The organism is Streptomyces sp. NPDC101191 (genome assembly GCF_044767915.1).
Lineage (GTDB): Bacteria > Actinomycetota > Actinomycetes > Streptomycetales > Streptomycetaceae > Streptomyces.
The window spans coordinates 1,062,665-1,079,888 of record NZ_JBIWOU010000001.1 but is presented as its reverse complement, the minus strand read 5'-3'; the positions used below and the strand labels follow the sequence as shown (position 1 = coordinate 1,079,888).

Annotated in this window: 16 protein-coding genes; 5 read left to right on the top strand and 11 right to left on the bottom strand. The window is 74.4% G+C overall.

Annotated elements, in window-relative coordinates; all coding sequences use genetic code 11:
- Window positions 1-32: 32 nt before the first annotated feature.
- Complete coding sequence (locus tag ACIRQF_RS04795) at window positions 33-866, top strand: class II glutamine amidotransferase (RefSeq protein WP_376630774.1); 834 nt, start codon at window positions 33-35, stop codon at window positions 864-866.
- A gap of 111 nt (window positions 867-977) precedes the next feature.
- Here the strand turns inward: ACIRQF_RS04795 and ACIRQF_RS04790 are convergent, their stop codons facing one another.
- The 6 genes from ACIRQF_RS04790 to ACIRQF_RS04765 form a co-directional block, all read right to left on the bottom strand.
- Window positions 978-2,348, bottom strand: a complete 1,371-nt coding sequence (locus ACIRQF_RS04790) for a pyridoxal phosphate-dependent decarboxylase family protein (protein ID WP_404088863.1) — start codon at window positions 2,346-2,348, stop codon at window positions 978-980.
- 87 nt (window positions 2,349-2,435) lie between these two features.
- Window positions 2,436-3,080 carry a response regulator gene (locus tag ACIRQF_RS04785; RefSeq protein WP_376630770.1) on the bottom strand — a complete coding sequence of 215 codons (645 nt, stop codon included), beginning with the start codon at window positions 3,078-3,080 and terminating at the stop codon, window positions 2,436-2,438.
- A complete protein-coding gene (locus tag ACIRQF_RS04780) occupies window positions 3,032-4,285 on the bottom strand; it encodes a sensor histidine kinase (RefSeq protein WP_404088861.1) in 1,254 nt (417 codons plus the stop codon). Before ACIRQF_RS04780 ends, ACIRQF_RS04785 begins: the two co-directional genes overlap by 49 nt.
- 16 nt (window positions 4,286-4,301) lie before the next feature.
- Window positions 4,302-5,156, bottom strand: a complete 855-nt coding sequence (locus ACIRQF_RS04775) for a lysostaphin resistance A-like protein (RefSeq protein ID WP_404088859.1) — start codon at window positions 5,154-5,156, stop codon at window positions 4,302-4,304.
- A gap of 193 nt (window positions 5,157-5,349) precedes the next feature.
- Window positions 5,350-7,734, bottom strand: coding sequence for an ATP-binding cassette domain-containing protein (locus ACIRQF_RS04770; protein WP_404088857.1), 2,385 nt, complete (start codon window positions 7,732-7,734; stop codon window positions 5,350-5,352).
- A gap of 9 nt (window positions 7,735-7,743) precedes the next feature.
- A complete protein-coding gene (locus tag ACIRQF_RS04765; protein ID WP_404088855.1) occupies window positions 7,744-8,775 on the bottom strand; it encodes an MsnO8 family LLM class oxidoreductase in 1,032 nt (343 codons plus the stop codon).
- A gap of 94 nt (window positions 8,776-8,869) precedes the next feature.
- Between ACIRQF_RS04765 and ACIRQF_RS04760 the strand changes: the two genes are divergently transcribed.
- Window positions 8,870-9,358, top strand: coding sequence for a hypothetical protein (locus tag ACIRQF_RS04760; protein ID WP_404088853.1), 489 nt, complete (start codon window positions 8,870-8,872; stop codon window positions 9,356-9,358).
- Between the two features lie 42 nt (window positions 9,359-9,400).
- On the opposite strand, the gene ACIRQF_RS04755 is transcribed toward ACIRQF_RS04760, so the two are convergent.
- Window positions 9,401-9,616: a dodecin gene (locus ACIRQF_RS04755; RefSeq protein ID WP_376630760.1), complete on the bottom strand. Its 216-nt coding sequence runs from the start codon at window positions 9,614-9,616 to the stop codon at window positions 9,401-9,403.
- 227 nt (window positions 9,617-9,843) lie between these two features.
- On the opposite strand from ACIRQF_RS04755, the gene ACIRQF_RS04750 reads away from it, so the two are divergent.
- The 3 genes from ACIRQF_RS04750 (at window position 9,844) to ACIRQF_RS04740 (ending at window position 12,951) form a co-directional block, all read left to right on the top strand.
- Window positions 9,844-11,091 (top strand): extracellular solute-binding protein, encoded by a 1,248-nt coding sequence (locus ACIRQF_RS04750; RefSeq protein ID WP_382485568.1) that lies wholly within the window; start codon window positions 9,844-9,846, stop codon window positions 11,089-11,091.
- A 151-nt stretch (window positions 11,092-11,242) separates the two neighbouring features.
- On the top strand, window positions 11,243-12,067 hold the full coding sequence (locus ACIRQF_RS04745) for a GNAT family N-acetyltransferase (protein WP_404088850.1): 825 nt from the start codon (window positions 11,243-11,245) through the stop codon (window positions 12,065-12,067).
- On the top strand, window positions 12,064-12,951 hold the full coding sequence (locus ACIRQF_RS04740; protein WP_404088848.1) for a lysophospholipid acyltransferase family protein: 888 nt from the start codon (window positions 12,064-12,066) through the stop codon (window positions 12,949-12,951). The genes ACIRQF_RS04745 and ACIRQF_RS04740 overlap by 4 nt, the downstream gene beginning before the upstream one ends.
- On the opposite strand, the gene egtD is transcribed toward ACIRQF_RS04740, so the two are convergent.
- From egtD to egtA, 4 genes are read right to left on the bottom strand one after another with little or no spacing between them, the layout of a single operon-like run.
- On the bottom strand, window positions 12,846-13,811 hold the full coding sequence (egtD, locus tag ACIRQF_RS04735) for an L-histidine N(alpha)-methyltransferase (RefSeq protein ID WP_404088846.1): 966 nt from the start codon (window positions 13,809-13,811) through the stop codon (window positions 12,846-12,848). The two genes, ACIRQF_RS04740 and egtD, sit on opposite strands and share 106 nt — an antisense overlap.
- Window positions 13,808-14,560 carry an ergothioneine biosynthesis protein EgtC gene (egtC, locus tag ACIRQF_RS04730; protein ID WP_404088844.1) on the bottom strand — a complete coding sequence of 251 codons (753 nt, stop codon included), beginning with the start codon at window positions 14,558-14,560 and terminating at the stop codon, window positions 13,808-13,810. The genes egtD and egtC overlap by 4 nt, the downstream gene beginning before the upstream one ends.
- Window positions 14,560-15,903 (bottom strand): ergothioneine biosynthesis protein EgtB, encoded by a 1,344-nt coding sequence (egtB, locus tag ACIRQF_RS04725; protein ID WP_404088842.1) that lies wholly within the window; start codon window positions 15,901-15,903, stop codon window positions 14,560-14,562. Before egtB ends, egtC begins: the two co-directional genes overlap by 1 nt.
- Window positions 15,900-17,192 (bottom strand): ergothioneine biosynthesis glutamate--cysteine ligase EgtA, encoded by a 1,293-nt coding sequence (gene egtA / locus ACIRQF_RS04720; protein ID WP_404088840.1) that lies wholly within the window; start codon window positions 17,190-17,192, stop codon window positions 15,900-15,902. The genes egtB and egtA overlap by 4 nt, the downstream gene beginning before the upstream one ends.
- Window positions 17,193-17,224 lie beyond the last annotated feature (32 nt).

Below are 17,224 nucleotides of genomic sequence, written 5' to 3'. Positions count from 1 at the left end.
TCGAGAACCGGTTGGGGCCCAGGTGATCGTGCATGTGCCGATGGCTCGCGTACTGGGGAACGCCCGTACTGCTCGACACCATCCTGTACCGGCCGACCCACTCCCTGATCGACCAGAGCCTGCACTCGAAGCTGGGTGTGGAGACCACCAACGGTGACGGCTTCGGCGTCGGTTGGTACTCGCCGGACAACGACACACCGGCCCTGCTCAGGGACGTCGGCCCGGCCTGGAACAACCGCAATCTGCGCGAACTGGCGGACCACGTCCGGTCGTCGCTGTTCTTCGCCCACATCAGGGCCTCGACCGGGACGGCGGTGCAGCAGTCGAACTGCCACCCGTTCCGGCACGGGCGCTGGATGTTCATGCACAACGGCGCCATCGCGGGATTCCCCCTGCTGCGCCGGGAGCTGAGCCTCCTCGTCGACCCCCGGCTCTACCCGGACATGGAGGGCACGACGGACTCCGAGGTGATGTTCTACCTGGCGCTCACCTTCGGCCTCGACCGGGACCCGCCCGCCGCGGTGGCCCGGATGGCCGGCGTGGTGGAGCGCCTCGGGCACGAGAACGGGGTGGAGTTCCCCCTGCAGATGACGCTCGCCATCACCGACGGCGAGCGGGTCTGGGCCTTCCGCTACTCCAGCGCGCGCGCCTCGCGCTCGCTGTTCTACAGCAGCCGGGTGGAGGCGCTGCGCCGGCTCCACCCCGACCTCGGCTTCCTGCGGAACGTCTCGGGGGAGACCCGCCTCATCGTCTCCGAACCGCTCGGTGACCTGCCCGAAGCCTGGAACGAGGTACCGGAGAGCAGCTACGGGGTCGTCCAGCCCGGCGTCGACGAACTCCACCGCTTCGCACCGGAGCCGGTGTGATCGCATCGGCGGGACGCCGCCCGTCGTGATCGCACCGGCGGGACTCCGTCGTGAGCGCACCGGCGGGACACCGCCCGTGGGCCGCGGTCGCCAACGCTCCGGCCACGGCCCCTACGCCGGGGCACCGGCCGCGCGCCGGATCGCGTCGAGGGTGCGCCGCACGTCGTCCTCGGTGGTCGACCAGTTGCTCACCGAGATGCGCATGACGCGCCGCCCGTGCCAGGTGGAGCCGCTGATCCACGCCGTGCCGTCGTCGAGCAGCCGTGCGAGGACCCGGTCCGTGCGCTCGTCGTCGCCGAACTCGGCGCACACCTGGGTGAACACCACGTCGTTGAGGACGGTCGCCCCCTCGACGGCGGCGATGCCGGCCGCGAACGATGCGGCGTGACGGCACAGCCGTTCGACGAGGTCGGCCACCCCGGACCGGCCGAGGGACCGGAGCGCGGCCCACACGGTGAAGGCACGGCCGCGGCGGGAGAGTTCGGGCACCTTGTCGATGGGGTCACCATGCTCGTGCTGGATCAGGTAGTCGCCGCGCTCGCCCATCGCCGCCCGGAGCGCGGACGGGTCGCGCACGATCGCGAGTCCGCAGTCGTAGGGGACGTTGAGGGTCTTGTGGGCGTCCGTCGCCCAGGAGTCGGCGCCCGCGCACCCCGCCATCAGATGGGCATGGCGCGGGGAGACGGCCGCCCACAGCCCGAAGGCACCGTCGACGTGCACCCACGCCCCCGCCTCGCGCGCGGCCCGGACGCTCTCGGTGAAGGGGTCGAAGGCGCCGGAATGGATGTCGCCGGCCTGGAGGACCACGATGACGGGTCGGGCGCCGCCGCCGGCCAGCGCCTTCCGCAGTGCCCCGGCCTGCATCCTTCCCTGATCGTCCGCCGCCACCGGCTCGGGACTCCCGAGACCGAGGTAGCGCAGGGCCAGGTCGACGGCCATGTGCCGTGACGCGCCCGCGAGCACGCGCACGCCCGGGCCGCCGTGGAGGCCGTCACGGGCCACGTCCCAGCCGGCCCGGCGCAGCACCTCGTCGCGGCCCGCGGCGAGACACGTGAAGTTCGCCGTCGTCGCACCCGTGGTGAAGCCGACGGAGCCGTCGCGCGGCAGACCGAGCAGATCGAGGAGCCATGCGCCGGCGATGTCCTCCACGGCCGCGTACGCGGGAGAGGCCGCGCGCATCACGCAGTTCTGGTCCCAGGCGCTGACCAGCCAGTCGGTGGCAAGCGCGGCCGGTTCGGTGCCGCCGACCACGAAGCCGAAGAACCGGCCGCCGGGGAAGGCCGTGAGTCCCGGTTCACAGGCCGTGGCCAGGAGGTCGACGACATCGGCGGGTGTGCCGGGGCCGTCGGGCAGGTCCGGACCGAGGGCGCGCACGATCGCGTCGGCGTCGGCACGTGCCGGGACCCGGCGGTCGGGCAGGCTCGCCAGCCACCGGACGGCATGGTCGTACGCCTTTCGGAGCGCCGCCTCACGCGGGTCCATACCTGGGACTATGCGACCGACCCCGCCGCCGCGCAAGCCGGACCGGAGTGCGCGACCCCCGGCCCGTGGCGGGCTCCCCACGGCCGGTCACCGGCGCAGGTAGGCCAGCACCGCGAGGACCCGCCGGTTGTCGTCGGCGGACGGGTCGATGCGCAGCTTCCCGAAGATGCCCGCCGTGTGCTTCGCGACCGCGCTCTCGCTGATGTGCAGGGTGTGGGCGACCGCCGCGTTCGACCGGCCCTCGGCCATCAGCCTCAGCACGTCGTGCTCGCGCGGGGTGAGCGCCGCGGTCGTGCCCCGGGCGTCGCCACGGGCCAGCAGCCGGGCCACGACCTGCGGGTCCAGCACCGTGCCGCCCGCGGCCACCGTCCGCACCGCGTCGACGAACTGGGCCGTGTGCGTCACCCGGTCCTTCAGGAGATAGCCGACGGCTCCCTCCCCGCCCGCCAGCAACTCCTGGGCGTACAGCTGGTCGACGTACTGGGACAGGATCAGCACCGGCAGGCCCGGGCGCTCGCGCCGGGCGTCCAGCGCGGCCCGCAGTCCCTCGTCGGTGAAGCCCGGCGGCAGCCGGACGTCGATCACGGCGACGTCCGGCCGCTCCTCGCGCAGCGCGCGGCGCAGCTCGGGCTCGTTGTCCACGGCCGCGACCACCTCACAGCCGTGCTCCCGCAGCGTCCTGGTCAGCCCGTCCCGGAGGAGGAAGAGGTCTTCGGCGAGGACGACGCGCACGGTATCTCCAGGGTCGCGAGAGTGGGTCCGCCCGGCGGACTGTGCAGGGCGAGGGTTCCGTCGAAGGCGAGCAGCCGGCGCCGCACACCGAGCAGCCCACCGCCGCCCGAGGTCGCGTCGGCCCCACCCCGGCCGTCGTCGGCGACGCTCACCCGCAGGACGCCACCGGAGTGGCCGAGCCCGATCCGGACCTCCCGGGCGGCCGCGTGCTTGGCCGCGTTGGCGAGCAGTTCGGCGACGGCGAAGTACGCGGCGGACTCCACGGCCGCCGGGAGGCGCCCGGGCGGCAGGGCGACGTCCACGTGCACGTCCAGGAAGCTGTCCAGTGCCAGCGAGCGCACCGCGTCGCCGAGCCCCCGGTCGGCGAGGACCGGCGGCAGGATGCCGTGTACCAGCTCCCGCAGGTCCTGCAGGGCCCGCTCCGAGGCCGCGCGCACCTCGACGAGCAGGGCGCGGGCCGCCGCCGGATCGCTGTCCAGCAGCCGGGTCGCCTCCTCCAGCGTCATCCCCAGGGCCACCAGCCGGGCCTGCGCCCCGTCGTGCAGGTCCCGCTCGATACGGCGCAGCTCGGCGGCCTGGACGTCCAGCGCGTCGGTCCGACTGTCCGTCAGGTGGGTGATTCTGCGCACCAGTTCGGCGGTATACGGCGCGGAGAGCGCCCGGCCGCTCCAGCGGGCGTGACCGGCGAGCGCCCGGGGTGCGAGCGCCACGCCCGCGGCGACGAACGCGAGGCCCAGGAGCAGGGCGCCCGCCGTGGTCGCGACGGACCGGACGGGCACGAAGGCGTACCAGTTCCCCTCGCCCAACTCCCGCCACACGAAGGGCTGTACGAGCACACCGAACGCCCCGTACCAGAAGAGGCACAGCGGCGGCGCCACGACGAGACCGCCCGTGACCGGCTCCAGCCACGCCCAGCGCAGCTCACGCCAGAAGCCCTCGTCGCCGAGCAGCGCCCTGGCCGCGCGGGGGAGCGGAGCGGGTGGGACGACCGGCCGGCCCGACCACGTGGCGGTACGCCCCCGCTGCCGGTCGGCACGCCGGCGCAGGGCCGCTGCGGCGGGCGGAAGCAGCGGGAACCCGAGGCCGACGGGCAGCAGGAGCAGCGCGCCCACCACCAGGCCGCCGTACAGGGGAAGGACCAGGGCGCTCAGCGAGTGCCGCTGGCACCGCCCGAGGGCCGTCCAGGCCGACCGACCTCTCCCCACCGACCGTTCCCCCATGTCAGAGCGCGCTCCGTCGCACCGCCGCGATGGTAACCCCCTGCGTGCGCCCGCCCGTCCGGAGCACCCACGGGACCGCCGCGACCAGGCAGGCGGCCCCGAACAGGAGCATCGGGGGCACCGCGCCGGACTCCTCGTCCATGAAGAGCAGCATCCCCAGGTTGACCAGGGCGTGGAAACCGCCGGCGAGCAGCAGCCGGCCGCCCCGGACCCGCTCCAGCGCGAGCCCGAGGACCACGGACATCGCGACCGTCGCCACCAGGAACCCGGCCGCGTACGCCGGTGCCTGCGCGAACACCCCCACATGCCACACACCCCACACCAGTCCCACGAGCACCGACGCGGTCAGCGGCCCGAACCGGGTGCGCAGCAGCGGCTGCAGCAGACAGCGCCAGCCGATCTCCTCGCCGCAGGCACCCACCAGCTGGGCCACCGCGACCAGCAGGAACGGGTGGGACAGCGTGCGCGGATCGGTGGCCACCGGTCCCTCGTGCAGCACCGCGTACGCCCCCGCCGACAGCGCGACGACCAGCGGCGCGGTCAGCAGCAGCCATCCGGCCGCCGACCTCGCCCCGGTGCCGCGCGGGGGCGGCAGCGCGGCCCCCGCCCCCGCTCCCGGCGCCGGAGCCGGAGCCGGGTCCGGCGCCGCGCTCAGCGCCCCGGCCAGGCGTCGCCGGATCCGCGCGGGCCACAGGAGCGTCAGGGCGAGCACCCCCGCCGCGGGCCCGAACTGGGTGAGCTGCAGTACCTCGGGCGGTATCCCGGTCGCCGGCTGCACCGCCCCGAAGAGTCCCGCTGCCACGAACGCCACGGCGAGGAACACCCCCGCCTCCGCCTTCCGTCCCCGTTTGCCCATGCCCTCGGCCTCCCCGTCGCCCGGTCCGTCTCCGTCACCGTCGACTCTGCCGTCCGGCGCGGGCGCGGGCCCTGGAGGCGGCTGCCCGAGCGGGGTGTATCCAGCTACACCCCCGCGCGGACCGGGGACCCGGCCCCGGGGGCGGGTCCGGTGGACCCGGGCGGAAAGGCGGGGAAAGGCTTCGGGGGCGGAGTCAGCGCGCGAGCCGGGCGGCGAGGAAGCGTGCGGTCCGGCTGTCCGGGGCTCCCGCGACGGCCGCCGGCGGTCCCTGGGCGACGATCCGGCCTCCCTCGTCGCCGCCGCCCGGGCCCATGTCGAGGACCCAGTCCGCGGTCGCCACCACATCCATGTCGTGCTCCACCACGACCACCGTGTGCCCTGCCTCGACGAGCCCGTGCAGCTGGTGCATCAGCACCTCCACATCCGCCGGGTGCAGTCCCGTCGTCGGCTCGTCCAGGACGTAGAGGGTGTGCGCGCGGCGCGGCCGCTGCAGCTCGGCGGCCAGCTTGATGCGCTGCGCCTCGCCGCCCGACAGTTCCGTCGCGGGCTGCCCGAGCCGCAGGTAGCCGAGACCGACGTCGAGCAGCGTGCGCAGACTGCGGGCGGCCGCGGGGGTGTCGGCGAAGAACTCGGCGGCCGCCTCGACCGTCAGGTCGAGCACCTCGGAGATCGTCCGTCCGCGCAGCCGCACCTGCAGCGTCTCCGGGTTGTAGCGGGCGCCGTGGCAGTCCGGGCAGGGCGCGTACGTGCTCGGCAGGAACAGCAGCTCCACGGAGACGAACCCCTCGCCCTGGCAGGTCTCACAGCGCCCGCCCGGCACGTTGAAGGAGAACCGGCCCGCCTTGTACCCGCGGTTCCGTGCCTCCTCGGTCGCCGTGAACAGCTTGCGCACGACGTCGAACAGGCCCGTGTACGTGGCCAGGTTGGAGCGCGGGGTGCGCCCGATGGGCTTCTGGTCGACCGTCACCACCCGTGCCACGCCGTCAGCCCGCTCGGCCGCCTCCGTCAGGGCGCCCACCAGGGTCGACTTCCCGGACCCCGACACCCCGGTGACGGCGGTCAGGACCGCGAGCGGGAACTTCGCGTCCAGGCCTCGCAGATTGTGCCGGGTGACCGGACCGGTGCGCAGCAGCCCGGCGGGCTCGCGCACCGTCCGCTCGGGCACGGGCGCCCGGTCGAAGAGGAAGCGCCGGGTCGCCGACCCGGCCACCTGGGCGAGCCGCGCGGGCGGGCCGCTGTACAGCACCCGGCCGCCGTGCTCCCCGGCCCGGGGGCCCACGTCCACCAGCCAGTCGGCGTGCCGCACCACGTCCAGATGGTGCTCGACGACGAACACCGTGTTCCCGGCCGCCTTCAGCCGGTCCAGGACCACGAGCAGCGCCTCGGTGTCCGCCGGATGCAGTCCGGCCGACGGCTCGTCGAGCACGTACACCACCCCGAAGAGCCCGGCCCGCAGCTGCGTGGCGAGCCGCAGGCGCTGCAGCTCCCCGCTGGACAGCGTCGGTGTCGCCCGGTCCAGGCTGAGATAGCCCAGGCCCAGCTCGGTGACCGTGGCGATCCGCGCCACCAGGTCCCCGGTGAGCACCCGGGCCGTCTCCGTGCCGCCCGCCCCGTCCAGCGTCCTCGCCAGCTCGGTCAGCGGCAGCGCCGCGAGCTCCGCGATCGTGCGGCCCGCGAAGGTCACCGCCAGCGCCTCAGGCCGCAGCCGGCTGCCCCCGCACAGCGGACACGGCTCACTGGTCAGGAACCGCTCGGCCTTCGCCCGCAGCGTCGCGCTCTTCGAGTCGGAGAAGGTGTGCATCACATAGCGCCGGGCGCTCATGTACGTCCCCTGGTACGGGCGTTGGATGCGGCCCGCCTCCCGTACCGGGTGGACCGTGACGACCGGCTGCTCGTCCGTGAAGAGGATCCACTCGCGGTCCTTCGCGTCGAGCTCCCGCCAGGGCCGGTCCACGTCGTGGCCGAGCGCGTCCAGGACGTCGCGCAGGTTCTTCCCCTGCCAGGCTCCCGGCCAGGCCGCGATCGCGCCGCCCCGGATCGACAACCCGGGGTCGGGGACGAGGAGTTCCTCGCTCGTCCCGTGCACCCGGCCCAGACCGTGGCACGAAGGGCACGCCCCGGCCGCGGTGTTGGGGGAGAAGGCGTCGGAGTCGAGGCGCTCCGCACCAGGCGGATAGCTGCCCGCGCGGGAGAACAGCATGCGGAGCGAGTTGGACAGCGTGGTCACCGTGCCCACCGAGGAGCGCGCGTTCGGCGCCGACCGGCGCTGTTCGAGCGAGATCGCCGGCGGCAGGCCGGTGATCTCGCCGACCTTCGGCGCGCCCACCTGGTGGATGAGCCGCCGCGCGTAGGGGGCCACCGACTCGAAGTAGCGGCGCTGGGCCTCCGCGTAGAGGGTGCCGAAGGCCAGCGACGACTTCCCCGAACCGGACACCCCCGTGAAGACGGTCAGCGCGTCGCGCGGGATGTCGACGTCCACGCCCCGCAGATTGTGCTCGCGGGCTCCCCTGACCCGGACGAAGCGGTCGTGGGGAGCGGCGGAAGAGCTGCCGGGAGTGTCGGTCTCGGGGTCGCGCATCCGATGATTCTAGGCTCGGCTCGCGGTGTTTGCGCTGGTCAGGCCCGCCAGGCGGGCGAGCCGGCGATACGAGTCGAGCAGGGCGTCCCGGTCGTACGTGCTGGTGGTCACCAGGATCTCCTGCGCGCCCGTCTCCTTCACCACCGCCGCCAGGGCCTCGGCGACCCGGTCCTCCGTCCCGTACACGTGCCCGCCGAGCCCCGACTCGTAGTAGCCGCGCTGCTTCTCCGTCATGGCGAGCGTCTCGATCCGCTCGGGCGGGGCCAGCGGCGGGAAGACCCCGCGGGTCCGTGCGTGGGCGAGCGACCACGCCTCCGGCATCAGCAGCCGGCGCGCCTCCTCCTCGCTGTCCGCCACCACGACCGTGCCGGCGACCGTCACGTACGGCTCCGCGGCCCACGGCGAGGGCCGGAACGCGGCCCGGTAGGCGTCGACCGCGTCGAGCAGCCGGTCCCGGCCGCGCAGGTCGCCCACGACCAGCGGCAGCCCCGCCGCGGCCGCGATCGCCGCGCCCTCCCCGGTGGCCAGCACGTACGGCGGCACCCGCAGGCCCTCCGCGGGGCGGGCGTGCACCTCCGGGTGGGCGGTCTGCTCGCCGGTGAACCAGCCGAGCAACTCCTCCAGCTGGGCGGCGAATCGGTCGGCGTCCTCCTTGTCCCGGCCCAGGGCCCGCCGGATGCCGTCGGTGAAGCCCACCGAACGGCCCAGGCCCATGTCGATCCGGCCCGGGAACAGGGCCTCCAGGACCCCGAACTGCTCGGCCACCACCAGGGGCTGGTGGTTCGGCAGCATCACCCCGCCGGTACCGACCCGGATGTGCGTGGTCGCCGCGGCGACGGCGGCCGCGAGCACGGTAGGCGCCGAGCCGGCCACCCCGGGCACGCCGTGGTGTTCCGACACCCAGAACCGGTGGTAGCCCAGCGCCTCGGCCTCCCGGGCCAGGCGCACGGTGTCGCGCAGTGCCTGGGCGCCGTCCTCGCCCTCCCGGGTGCGGGAGCGGTCGAGGACGGAGAGGCGGATGCCGTCGAGGGGTGTCGTCATGCCGGTCACACAGGGTTCAACGCCATGGGGCCCCGGGGATTCCCCGGCGGTGTCCGCCCGCTCCCCGGCGCCGCCCGCTGCCTAGGCTGGGGGAGTGATCCGACACCGCCGGCCCGTGGCCGTCTTCGACCTCGACAACACCCTCGCCTCCACCGCCCACCGGCAGCACTTCCTGGAGGGGCGTCCGCGCGACTGGGACGGTTTCTTCGCCGCCGCCCCCGCGGACCCCCCGCTCCCCGAGGGCCTCGCGCTGTGCCGCGAGACCGCCGGGGAGTGCGACATCGTCTACCTCACCGGGCGGCCCGAACGCTGCCGCCGCGACACCCTCGACTGGCTCGCCGCGCACGGACTCCCGGAGGGGCCGGTGCACATGCGCAGGGACCGCGACTTCCGCCCGGCACGGCAGACCAAGCTGGACGTACTGCGCCGGCTGGAACGCGACCGTGAGGTCCGCGTCCTGGTGGACGACGACGAACTCGTCTGCGACGCCGCCGAGGCGGCGGGCTTCACCGTCGTCCGCGCCCGGTGGGCGGCGGCGTCGGAGGCGCTGAAGGAGGCGCAGGAGGTCGAGGGGCGGGCGTGAGGCCCTCCGAGCCGTCTCTTCCGGAGCTCCGAAAAGACGGCCTCAGGCGCCCTCCTCCAGACGGAAGCCGACCTTGAGGCCGACCTGGTAGTGCTCGATCGTCCCGTCCACGAGGTGGCCGCGTACCTGGGTCACCTCGAACCAGTCGAGACCTCTCAGGGTCTGCGAGGCTCGTTCGATGCCGTTGCGGATGGCCTGGTCGACGCCCTCGGTGGACGTGCCGACGATCTCGGTGACGCGGTAGGTGTGGTTCGACATGGAAGCCGGACTCCTCTCGGTGCCCTCGGTGCGGGTCCCCTCCACCGTGCCCCACCCGGCCGGGGTCCGCGACACGTCCGCCGCCGGTCGGCGGAGCGCGGGGGAGTTGGTAGAGGACTTGACCATCCGCTTTGGTCCAGACCAGAATCCAGGCCACACACCCGCGCGAACCTTCCGTTCGGTCCCCCCACGTCGGGTCAGCAGCTCCCCTGCAGAAGGTGACCTCCGTGAAGAACCGCCGTCTCGTCTGTGCCCTGGCAGTCGTCTCCGCCCTCTCCCTCGCCGGGTGCGGGCTGCTCCCCGGTGGCGGGAGCAAGACCCGCACGGTGAACCTCTGGCTGATGCGCGACAGCGTCAGCGACGACTTCCTCCAGCGGTTCACCGAGGCCTACGAGGCCGAGCACGACGGTGTCGAGCTCAAGGTCACCATCCAGGACTGGACGGGCATCGGGAAGAAGGTCACCGAGGCCATCCAGGGCTCCGGCGGGCCCGACGTCATCGAGGTCGGCAACACCCAGGTCGCCCAGTACGCCGACACCGAGAAACTCTACGACCTCACCCTGGAGTCGGTGCGCGACCTCGGCGGCCAGGACTGGATCCCCGGCCTGGCCGAACCCGGCAGCATCGACGGCGCCCAGTACGGCATCCCGTGGTACGCGGCCAACCGCATCGTCATCTACAACAAGGACCTCTTCGCCGAGGCCGGCGTCAAGCCGCCCACCACCCGGGACCAGTGGCTCGACGACACCGGGAAGCTGAACCGGGACGGCAACCAGGGCATCTACCTCGCCGGACAGGACTGGTACACGCTCTCCGGCTTCATCTGGGAGGAGGGCGGCGAACTCGCCGTCGACAAGGGCGGCGTCTGGGCCGGCGCCCTCGACAGCCCGGCCGCCCTGCGCGGCATGGACTTCTACAAGGACCTCCAGGCGCTCGGCAAGGGCCCCAAAAACGCCGACGAGCAGACCCCGCCGCAGGCCGAGGTGTTCGCCCGGGGCGACGTCGCCCAGATCATCGCGACCCCCAACGCGATATCGGCCATCACCAAGGCCAACCCCGGACTCAAGGACAAACTGGGCTTCTTCCCCATCCCCGGCAAGAAGGCCGGGCAGCCCTGCGCCGTCTTCACCGGCGGCTCCGACCTGATCATCCCCGAGAACGCGCCGGAACGCACCGCCGCCCTCGAGGTCGTCAAGGCGCTCGCCGGCGAGAAGTGGCAGGGCGAACTCGCCCGCGCCATGAACTACGTGCCCAACAAGACCTCCCTGGCCTCCGTCGTCGCCGGCCAGGAGGCCACCGCGACCATGGCCGTCGGCGCCGCCCGCGGCCGGGCCACCCCGAACTCGCCCCAGTGGGCCGACGTCGAGGCCGACAACCCCATCAAGCCCTACATGACCGCGGTCCTCTCCGGCGACGACCCCCGGCAGGCCGCCGAGGACGCGTCCGAGCAGATCACGGACTCCCTCGCCGAGTAACCGCTCCGCCCACCATTCAGCGCCTCCACATCATTCGGCCCCCGCACGGTCACGTCGAATCCAGCCACTCACGGAAGAAACGAGGAGCCGGGCCACCGCTCGCACGGCCCGGCCCCGAACGTCCCCTTCCGTCGTGCCGGAGGAGCCCGCCATGGCCGCCGTACCCCTCGCCCAGACCGTCGCCGGACCGGCCCGCGAGACCCTCGCCGCCGTACCGGACCAGCCCCGGCCCGGGGCCGGGCCGCAGCCCCGCTACCTCGTCGGTCTCGCCAGGAACCAGGAGGACGTCCGCGCCGCCCAGCGGCTGCGCCACCTGGTCTTCGCCGGCGAGATGGGCGCCCACCTGGACGGGCCCGAGCCCGGCCTCGACAGCGACGCCTTCGACGCCTACTGCGACCACCTGCTCGTCCGCGAGGAGGAGACCGGAGAGGTCGTCGGCACCTACCGGGTGCTGCCGCCCGAGCGGGCCGCCGTCGCGGGCCGGCTGTACTCGGAGGGCGAGTTCGACCTCGCCCGGCTCGCCCCGATCCGCCACGACCTGGTCGAGGTCGGACGCTCCTGCGTCCACCCCGCCCACCGCAACGGCGCCGTCATCGCCCTCGTCTGGGCCGGCCTCGCCCGCTACATGACCCGCACCGGGCACAACTGGCTGGCCGGCTGCTGCTCCGTGCCGCTCGCCGACGGCGGCACCCTCGCCGCCGGCACCTGGGACACCGTCAGGACCAGGCACCTGGCCCCCGAGGAGTACTGGGTCACCCCGCACCGCCTCTGGACCCCCGAGGGCGTCGCCCCCGCCGAGGGCCGGGTCGAGCTGCCCCCGCTGCTGCGCGGCTACCTGCGGCTCGGCGCCTGGGTCTGCGGGGCGCCCGCCCACGACCCCGACTTCGGCGTCGCCGACCTCTACGTGCTGCTCTCCCTGCGCCGCACCAACCCCCGCTACCTGCGCCACTTCCTCTCGCTCGCCCCCGCCCGGTGACCGGCCCCACGGCCCGCTCGCCGTGGCTCCCCACGGCGCCGTGCACACCCGGCCGGTGCGCCGCCCACCCCGGTCCCGCCGCCCCGCGCGGCGGGACCGGCCGGGCCGTGCTCCGGCTGGCCGCCGGGCTCCTCGTCGTCCTCCTCGGCGTGCTGCTCGCCCCGCCGGCGCTCCTGCTGCCTCCGGACCGGCGCGTGTTCCTCGTACGCCTCTGGTGCCGCACGGTGCTGCGCGCCTTCGGGGTGCGCGTCCGGGTCACGGGCGCGACCGCGCCCGCCGGCGTCCCGCTCCTGGTCGTCGCGAACCACGTCTCCTGGCTGGACATCCCGCTGATCGGCGCCGTGCTCCCGGGCCGGATGGTCGCCAAGCGCGAGGTGCGCGGCTGGCCGGTGCTCGGCACGGTCGCCGCGCTCTGCGGGACCCTCTTCATCGACCGGGAGCGGATCAGGAGCCTGCCGGCCACGGTCGCGGCGATGACGCGCGCCCTCGCGGACGGCGGCCGGGTGGTCGTGTTCCCCGAGGGCTCGACCTGGTGCGGGACGACGGGGGGCGCGTTCCGGCGGGCCGCGTTCCAGGCCGCGCTGGACAGCGGCTCCGCCGTCCAGCCCGTACGGATCGCCTACCGTCCGGCGGGACCGGCGGCCTTCGTCGGCGAGGACACCCTCGGGGCGTCGCTCTGGCGGATCGCGACGGCGCGGCGGATCGACGCCGAGATACGGGTGCTGGATCCGATGTCCGGCACCCGCTATCCGGACCGCCGCGCCCTCGCGCGGGCCGCTCAGTCCACCGTCGCCAGCGACAGCGCGAACCGGCCCTCCTCGTCCGTCCACCAGTGGGAGAGCGTGAAGCCCGCATCCGCCAGCTCCGTGCGCACCCCCTCCTGACGGAACTTCGCCGACACCTCCGTCCGCATCTCCTCACCCGCCTCGAACGGCACCACCAGATCGAGTTCCGGGATCTTCACCACGAGCGCGTGCCGTGCCCGCAGCCGCATCTCGATCCACTCGTGCTCCCGGTCCCACAGCGCCACGTGCTCGAAGTCCTCCGGGTCGGCGTCGGCACCCAGCTCCCGGCCGAGGACGGCCAGCACGTTCTTGTTGAACTCGGCCGTCACGCCGGCGGCATCGTCGTACGCCGCCACCAGGGTGGCCTCGTCCTTCACCAGGTCCGTGCCGAGCAGCAGGGAGTCGCCGGGCACGAGCATCGCCCGGACGCCCCGCAGGAACTCCCGCCGCTCCTCCGGGAGCAGATTGCCGACGGTGCCGCCCAGGAACGCCACGAGCCGGGGCCCCACGGTGGGCGGCAGATCGAGCCCGTGGGTGAAGTCGGCGACCAGGGCGTGCACGCGCAGCCCGGGCCGCTCCTCGAGGAGCGCCTCGCCCGCGCCCTCGAGCGCGGACTGGGACACGTCCACCGGCACGTACGCGTCCAGTGCCGGGAGCAGCGCGTCGATCAGATGGCGCGTCTTCTCCGACGACCCGGAGCCCAGCTCCACCAGGGTCCGCGCGCCGGTGGCGGCCGCGATCTGGTGCGAGCGGGAGACGAGGATCTCCCGCTCGGCGCGGGTCGGGTAGTACTCGGGCAGCCGGGTGATCTCCTCGAAGAGCTCGCTGCCGCGCGCGTCGTAGAACCACTTCGGCGGCAGCTCCTTCGGGCTGCGGGTCAGGCCGTGGAGCACGTCGGCGCGCAGGGCGGCGCCGGTGGCGTCCGCGGGCAGGGTGCGGGTCAGCTGGAAGGGGCTCACGGGGAGGGCTCCTTGAGCGGGGTGAGGACGACGTCCGTGCGGGAGGCGGTGAGGACCGTGCGGTCCGGCACCTCGGTCCAGCGCGGATCGTCGTCGTACGGTTCGGAGGCCACGACCGTCCGGCCGGGCCCGGAGAGGTACCAGAGCGAGTTCCCCCAGGCCGTCGCCGTGATCGTCGCCCCGTCGGTGAGCAGCAGGTTGAGCCGGGCGCCGGGGGCGGCCGCGGCCACCTCCCGCACGGTGTCGGCGAGCGCCCGCTCGGGGGCGTCCCCGGCCCGCAGCCGGTGCAGCGCGAGCGCCCACACCAGGGCCGAGTCGGTCCGCGCCGCCAGGTCGAGCAGCTCCGCCGCCGACAGCGCCGCGGCGAGCGGAACGAGGGAGCCGGGCCAGCCCGGGACGGCCCCGTTGTGGCTGAACAGCCACCGGCCGGCCGCGAAGGGCGCCGCCGCCGCCTCCCCGTCCGCCCCCGGCAGGGTGGCCCCGCGCACGGCGGCGAGCAGCGCCCCCGTACGCACCACCCGGGCCAGGTCGACGAAGGAGAGGTCGCCCCAGATGGGTGCCGCCCGCCGGTAGCGGGCGGGCACCGGATCGCCCTCGGCGTACCAGCCGACCCCGAAGCCGTCGGCGTTCAGCACGCCGCTGGACTGCGTCCGCGGCTCCCAGGCCTGCCGCTCCAGGGAGTGCGGGGGACGGAGCAGGAGTTCGCCGAGGGGCACCGGTGCGCCGAGGTAGGCGATATGCCGGCACATCAGGCCGCCTCCGCGTTCCGGGCGGTGCGGAAGCCGGCGAAGATCTGGCGCCGCACCGGCAGGTCCCAGTTGCGGAAGGTGCCCCGGCAGGCCACCGGGTCGACGGCGAAGGAGCCGCCGCGCAGCACCTTGTGCGCCGGTCCGAAGAAGACCTCGGAGTACTCCTTGTACGGGAAGGCACGGAAGCCCGGGTACGGCAGGAAGTCGCTCGCCGTCCACTCCCACACGTCGCCGATCAGCTGACGCACCCCGAGCGGGGAGGCCCCCTCGGGATAGCTTCCGGCGGGCGCGGGCCCCAGGTGCCGCTGCCCCAGGTTGGCGTGCCCGGGGCCGGGGTCGGCGTCGCCCCACGGATAGCGCCGGGAGCGGCCGGTCGCCGGGTCGTGCCGGGCCGCCTTCTCCCACTCGGCCTCGGTGGGCAGCCGGCGCCCGGCCCAGCGGGCGTAGGCGTCCGCCTCGTACCAGCTGACGTGCAGCACCGGCTCGTCCTCGGGCACCGGCTCGGTCACCCCGAAGCGGCGGCGCAGCCACGCGCCGCCCTCGCGCCGCCAGAACAGCGGTGCCTCGATGCCGTGTTCGCGGATCTGGTCCCAGCCCTCGGACTGCCACCACCGCTCGTCGTGGTACCCGCCGTCGGCGACGAAGGCCTGGTAGGCGCCGTTGGTGACGGGAGCGGTGTCGATCAGGAAGGCCGGCACGATCCGGGTGTGCGCGGGCCGCTCGTTGTCGAGCGCCCACGGCTCGTCGGAGGTACCCATGGTGAACGGGCCGCCGGGCACCAGGACCTCGGTCTGCCCGGGCAGGGCCGAGGCGGTGGCCGGCGGGGGAGGAGCGGTGAGCGCCGCGGGCCCCTTCCGCAACTGATGGGTGATCAGCATCGTCTCGTCGTGCTGCTGTTCGTGCTGCGCGATCATCCCGAAGACGAACGCGGATTCCACCAGCGGACGGCCCTCCAGACGCGTGCCGTCGAGGAGGTCCAGGATCCGGGTGCGGACGTCCGCCGCGTACGCCCGGGCCTCGGCGGGCGCGAGCAGCGGGAGTGACGGCCGGGTCGCCCGCGGGTGCTCGAAGGCGTCGTACAGCGAGTCGATCTCGGGCCGCAGCGCCTCACGCCCGCCGACGGCCCGCCACAGCCACTGCTCCTCCTGGTTGCCGATGTGTGCCAGGTCCCACACCAAGGGGGACATCAACGGCGAGTGCTGGGCGGTCAGTTCGGGCTCCTCCACGCAGGAGGTGAGCAGCTCCGTCCGGTCCCGCGCGGCGCCCAGCGCCGTCACCACCCGCAGCCGCAGCGCGTGCTCGTCGACGGGTTTCTCGTCGGGCGCGGTCTCCTGAGTGGTCATGAGGCCACCTCCTGCAGCTCGTCGGCCGGGCAGCAGCCCCGCGTCACGTACCGTTCGTGGAAGGCGGCGACCGCGGCCACCACCGAGGGCGAGGCCCCGATCCGGGGCAGCGCCTCCAGCGCCGCCGGGAACACCTCCAGTGCCGCCCTGTGCAGCGCCGGGTCCGTCAGTCCCTCCCGGGCGGCGATCCGCCACAGCGGATTGCGCGGTGCCGGATCCTGACCGGCGAGCGCCGCCAGCGGCTCGACGGCCCGGTGGGCCACCTCGGCGGCCAGGGGGTCCTCGAAGAGGGCGGTGGTCACCGCGATCGGCACCATCCACCCGTCGGGGCCGGACTGCGCGTCGATCATCCGCAGCTCCAGGTGTCCGCGCGGCCGGACCGGTGGGAAGAGGGTCGTCAGGTGATACCGCAGATCGTCGGCGTCCGCCCGGCGCGGCCCGCCCTTCCGCAGCCAGTCCCGGAAGGTCAGGGCCTCCGGCACCGCCCAGGGCCCGCTCGGCATCCGGACGCACATCACCGGCGTGTCCAGGACGTGCGCCGCCCAGGCGGCGCGCGGCTCCCCGTACGGCGCTCCGTCGGCGGCACCGTCCGGCGACGGGGCGAGCGCCCGCGAGGGGTCGAGCTCCTCCCACAGCAACTGCCGCGTCGAGCGCCAGCCGGTCCGGCGCCCGCCGTGCACGGGGGAGTTGGCGAACGCCGCCACCAGCACCGCGCCCAGCAGGTGCGCCAGGCGCCAGCGCCGCCGGTAGCCCAGCGGTCCCGGCCCTTCCAGACCCGCGTCGAGGCAGACCTGCACGGAGGCCGACTCGCACATCATCGCCCGCCCGGCGGGGCCGGTCCTGCCGAGGACCAGCTCCATGGCGTCGTAGCGGGGTTCGTGCAGCACCCGCGCGCGGCGCGCGTGCCAGGGATCGACCCCGTAGCCGCTGAGGCCGAGTCCGAGCGGGGCGAGCGCCCCCCGCACCGCCCGCAGATCGGCGGCGAGCGAGTCCAGGCACTCCATGAGGGAGGCGGCGGGCGGCGAGCTGAGCTCCAGCTGCCCACCGGGTTCGAAGGTGAGGGCCGACACCAGCGGCAGGGCCCGTACGGTGTCGATCGCCGCGGCCAGCCGGTGCGGCGGGACGGGAACGCGCGGGTCACGCAGCTCGTGGACGAGCCACTCCAGCTCGGCCCCGACCGTCCGCGGCGGTCCCGTCTTGAAACAGATACATCGCAGCAGATCCTCGGCATCCCCCTCGGTCAGCGGGGGACCGCCCCGGGGTATGCCGCTCGACGACGGTGTCGTCATCGCTCCACCTCCTGGGAAAGCGCTGATTCCAC

Coding starts and splice junctions, on each gene's coding strand:
- ACIRQF_RS04795 (WP_376630774.1), top strand. CDS start 33: ATGTGCCGATGGCTCGCGTACTGGGGAACGCCCGTACTGCTCGACACC.
- ACIRQF_RS04790 (WP_404088863.1), bottom strand. CDS start 2,348: ATGGACCCGCGTGAGGCGGCGCTCCGAAAGGCGTACGACCATGCCGTC.
- ACIRQF_RS04775 (WP_404088859.1), bottom strand. CDS start 5,156: ATGGGCAAACGGGGACGGAAGGCGGAGGCGGGGGTGTTCCTCGCCGTG.
- ACIRQF_RS04770 (WP_404088857.1), bottom strand. CDS start 7,734: ATGCGCGACCCCGAGACCGACACTCCCGGCAGCTCTTCCGCCGCTCCC.
- ACIRQF_RS04765 (WP_404088855.1), bottom strand. CDS start 8,775: ATGACGACACCCCTCGACGGCATCCGCCTCTCCGTCCTCGACCGCTCC.
- ACIRQF_RS04755 (WP_376630760.1), bottom strand. CDS start 9,616: ATGTCGAACCACACCTACCGCGTCACCGAGATCGTCGGCACGTCCACC.
- ACIRQF_RS04745 (WP_404088850.1), top strand. CDS start 11,243: ATGGCCGCCGTACCCCTCGCCCAGACCGTCGCCGGACCGGCCCGCGAG.
- egtC (WP_404088844.1), bottom strand. CDS start 14,560: ATGTGCCGGCATATCGCCTACCTCGGCGCACCGGTGCCCCTCGGCGAA.
- egtB (WP_404088842.1), bottom strand. CDS start 15,903: ATGACCACTCAGGAGACCGCGCCCGACGAGAAACCCGTCGACGAGCAC.
- egtA (WP_404088840.1), bottom strand. CDS start 17,192: ATGACGACACCGTCGTCGAGCGGCATACCCCGGGGCGGTCCCCCGCTG.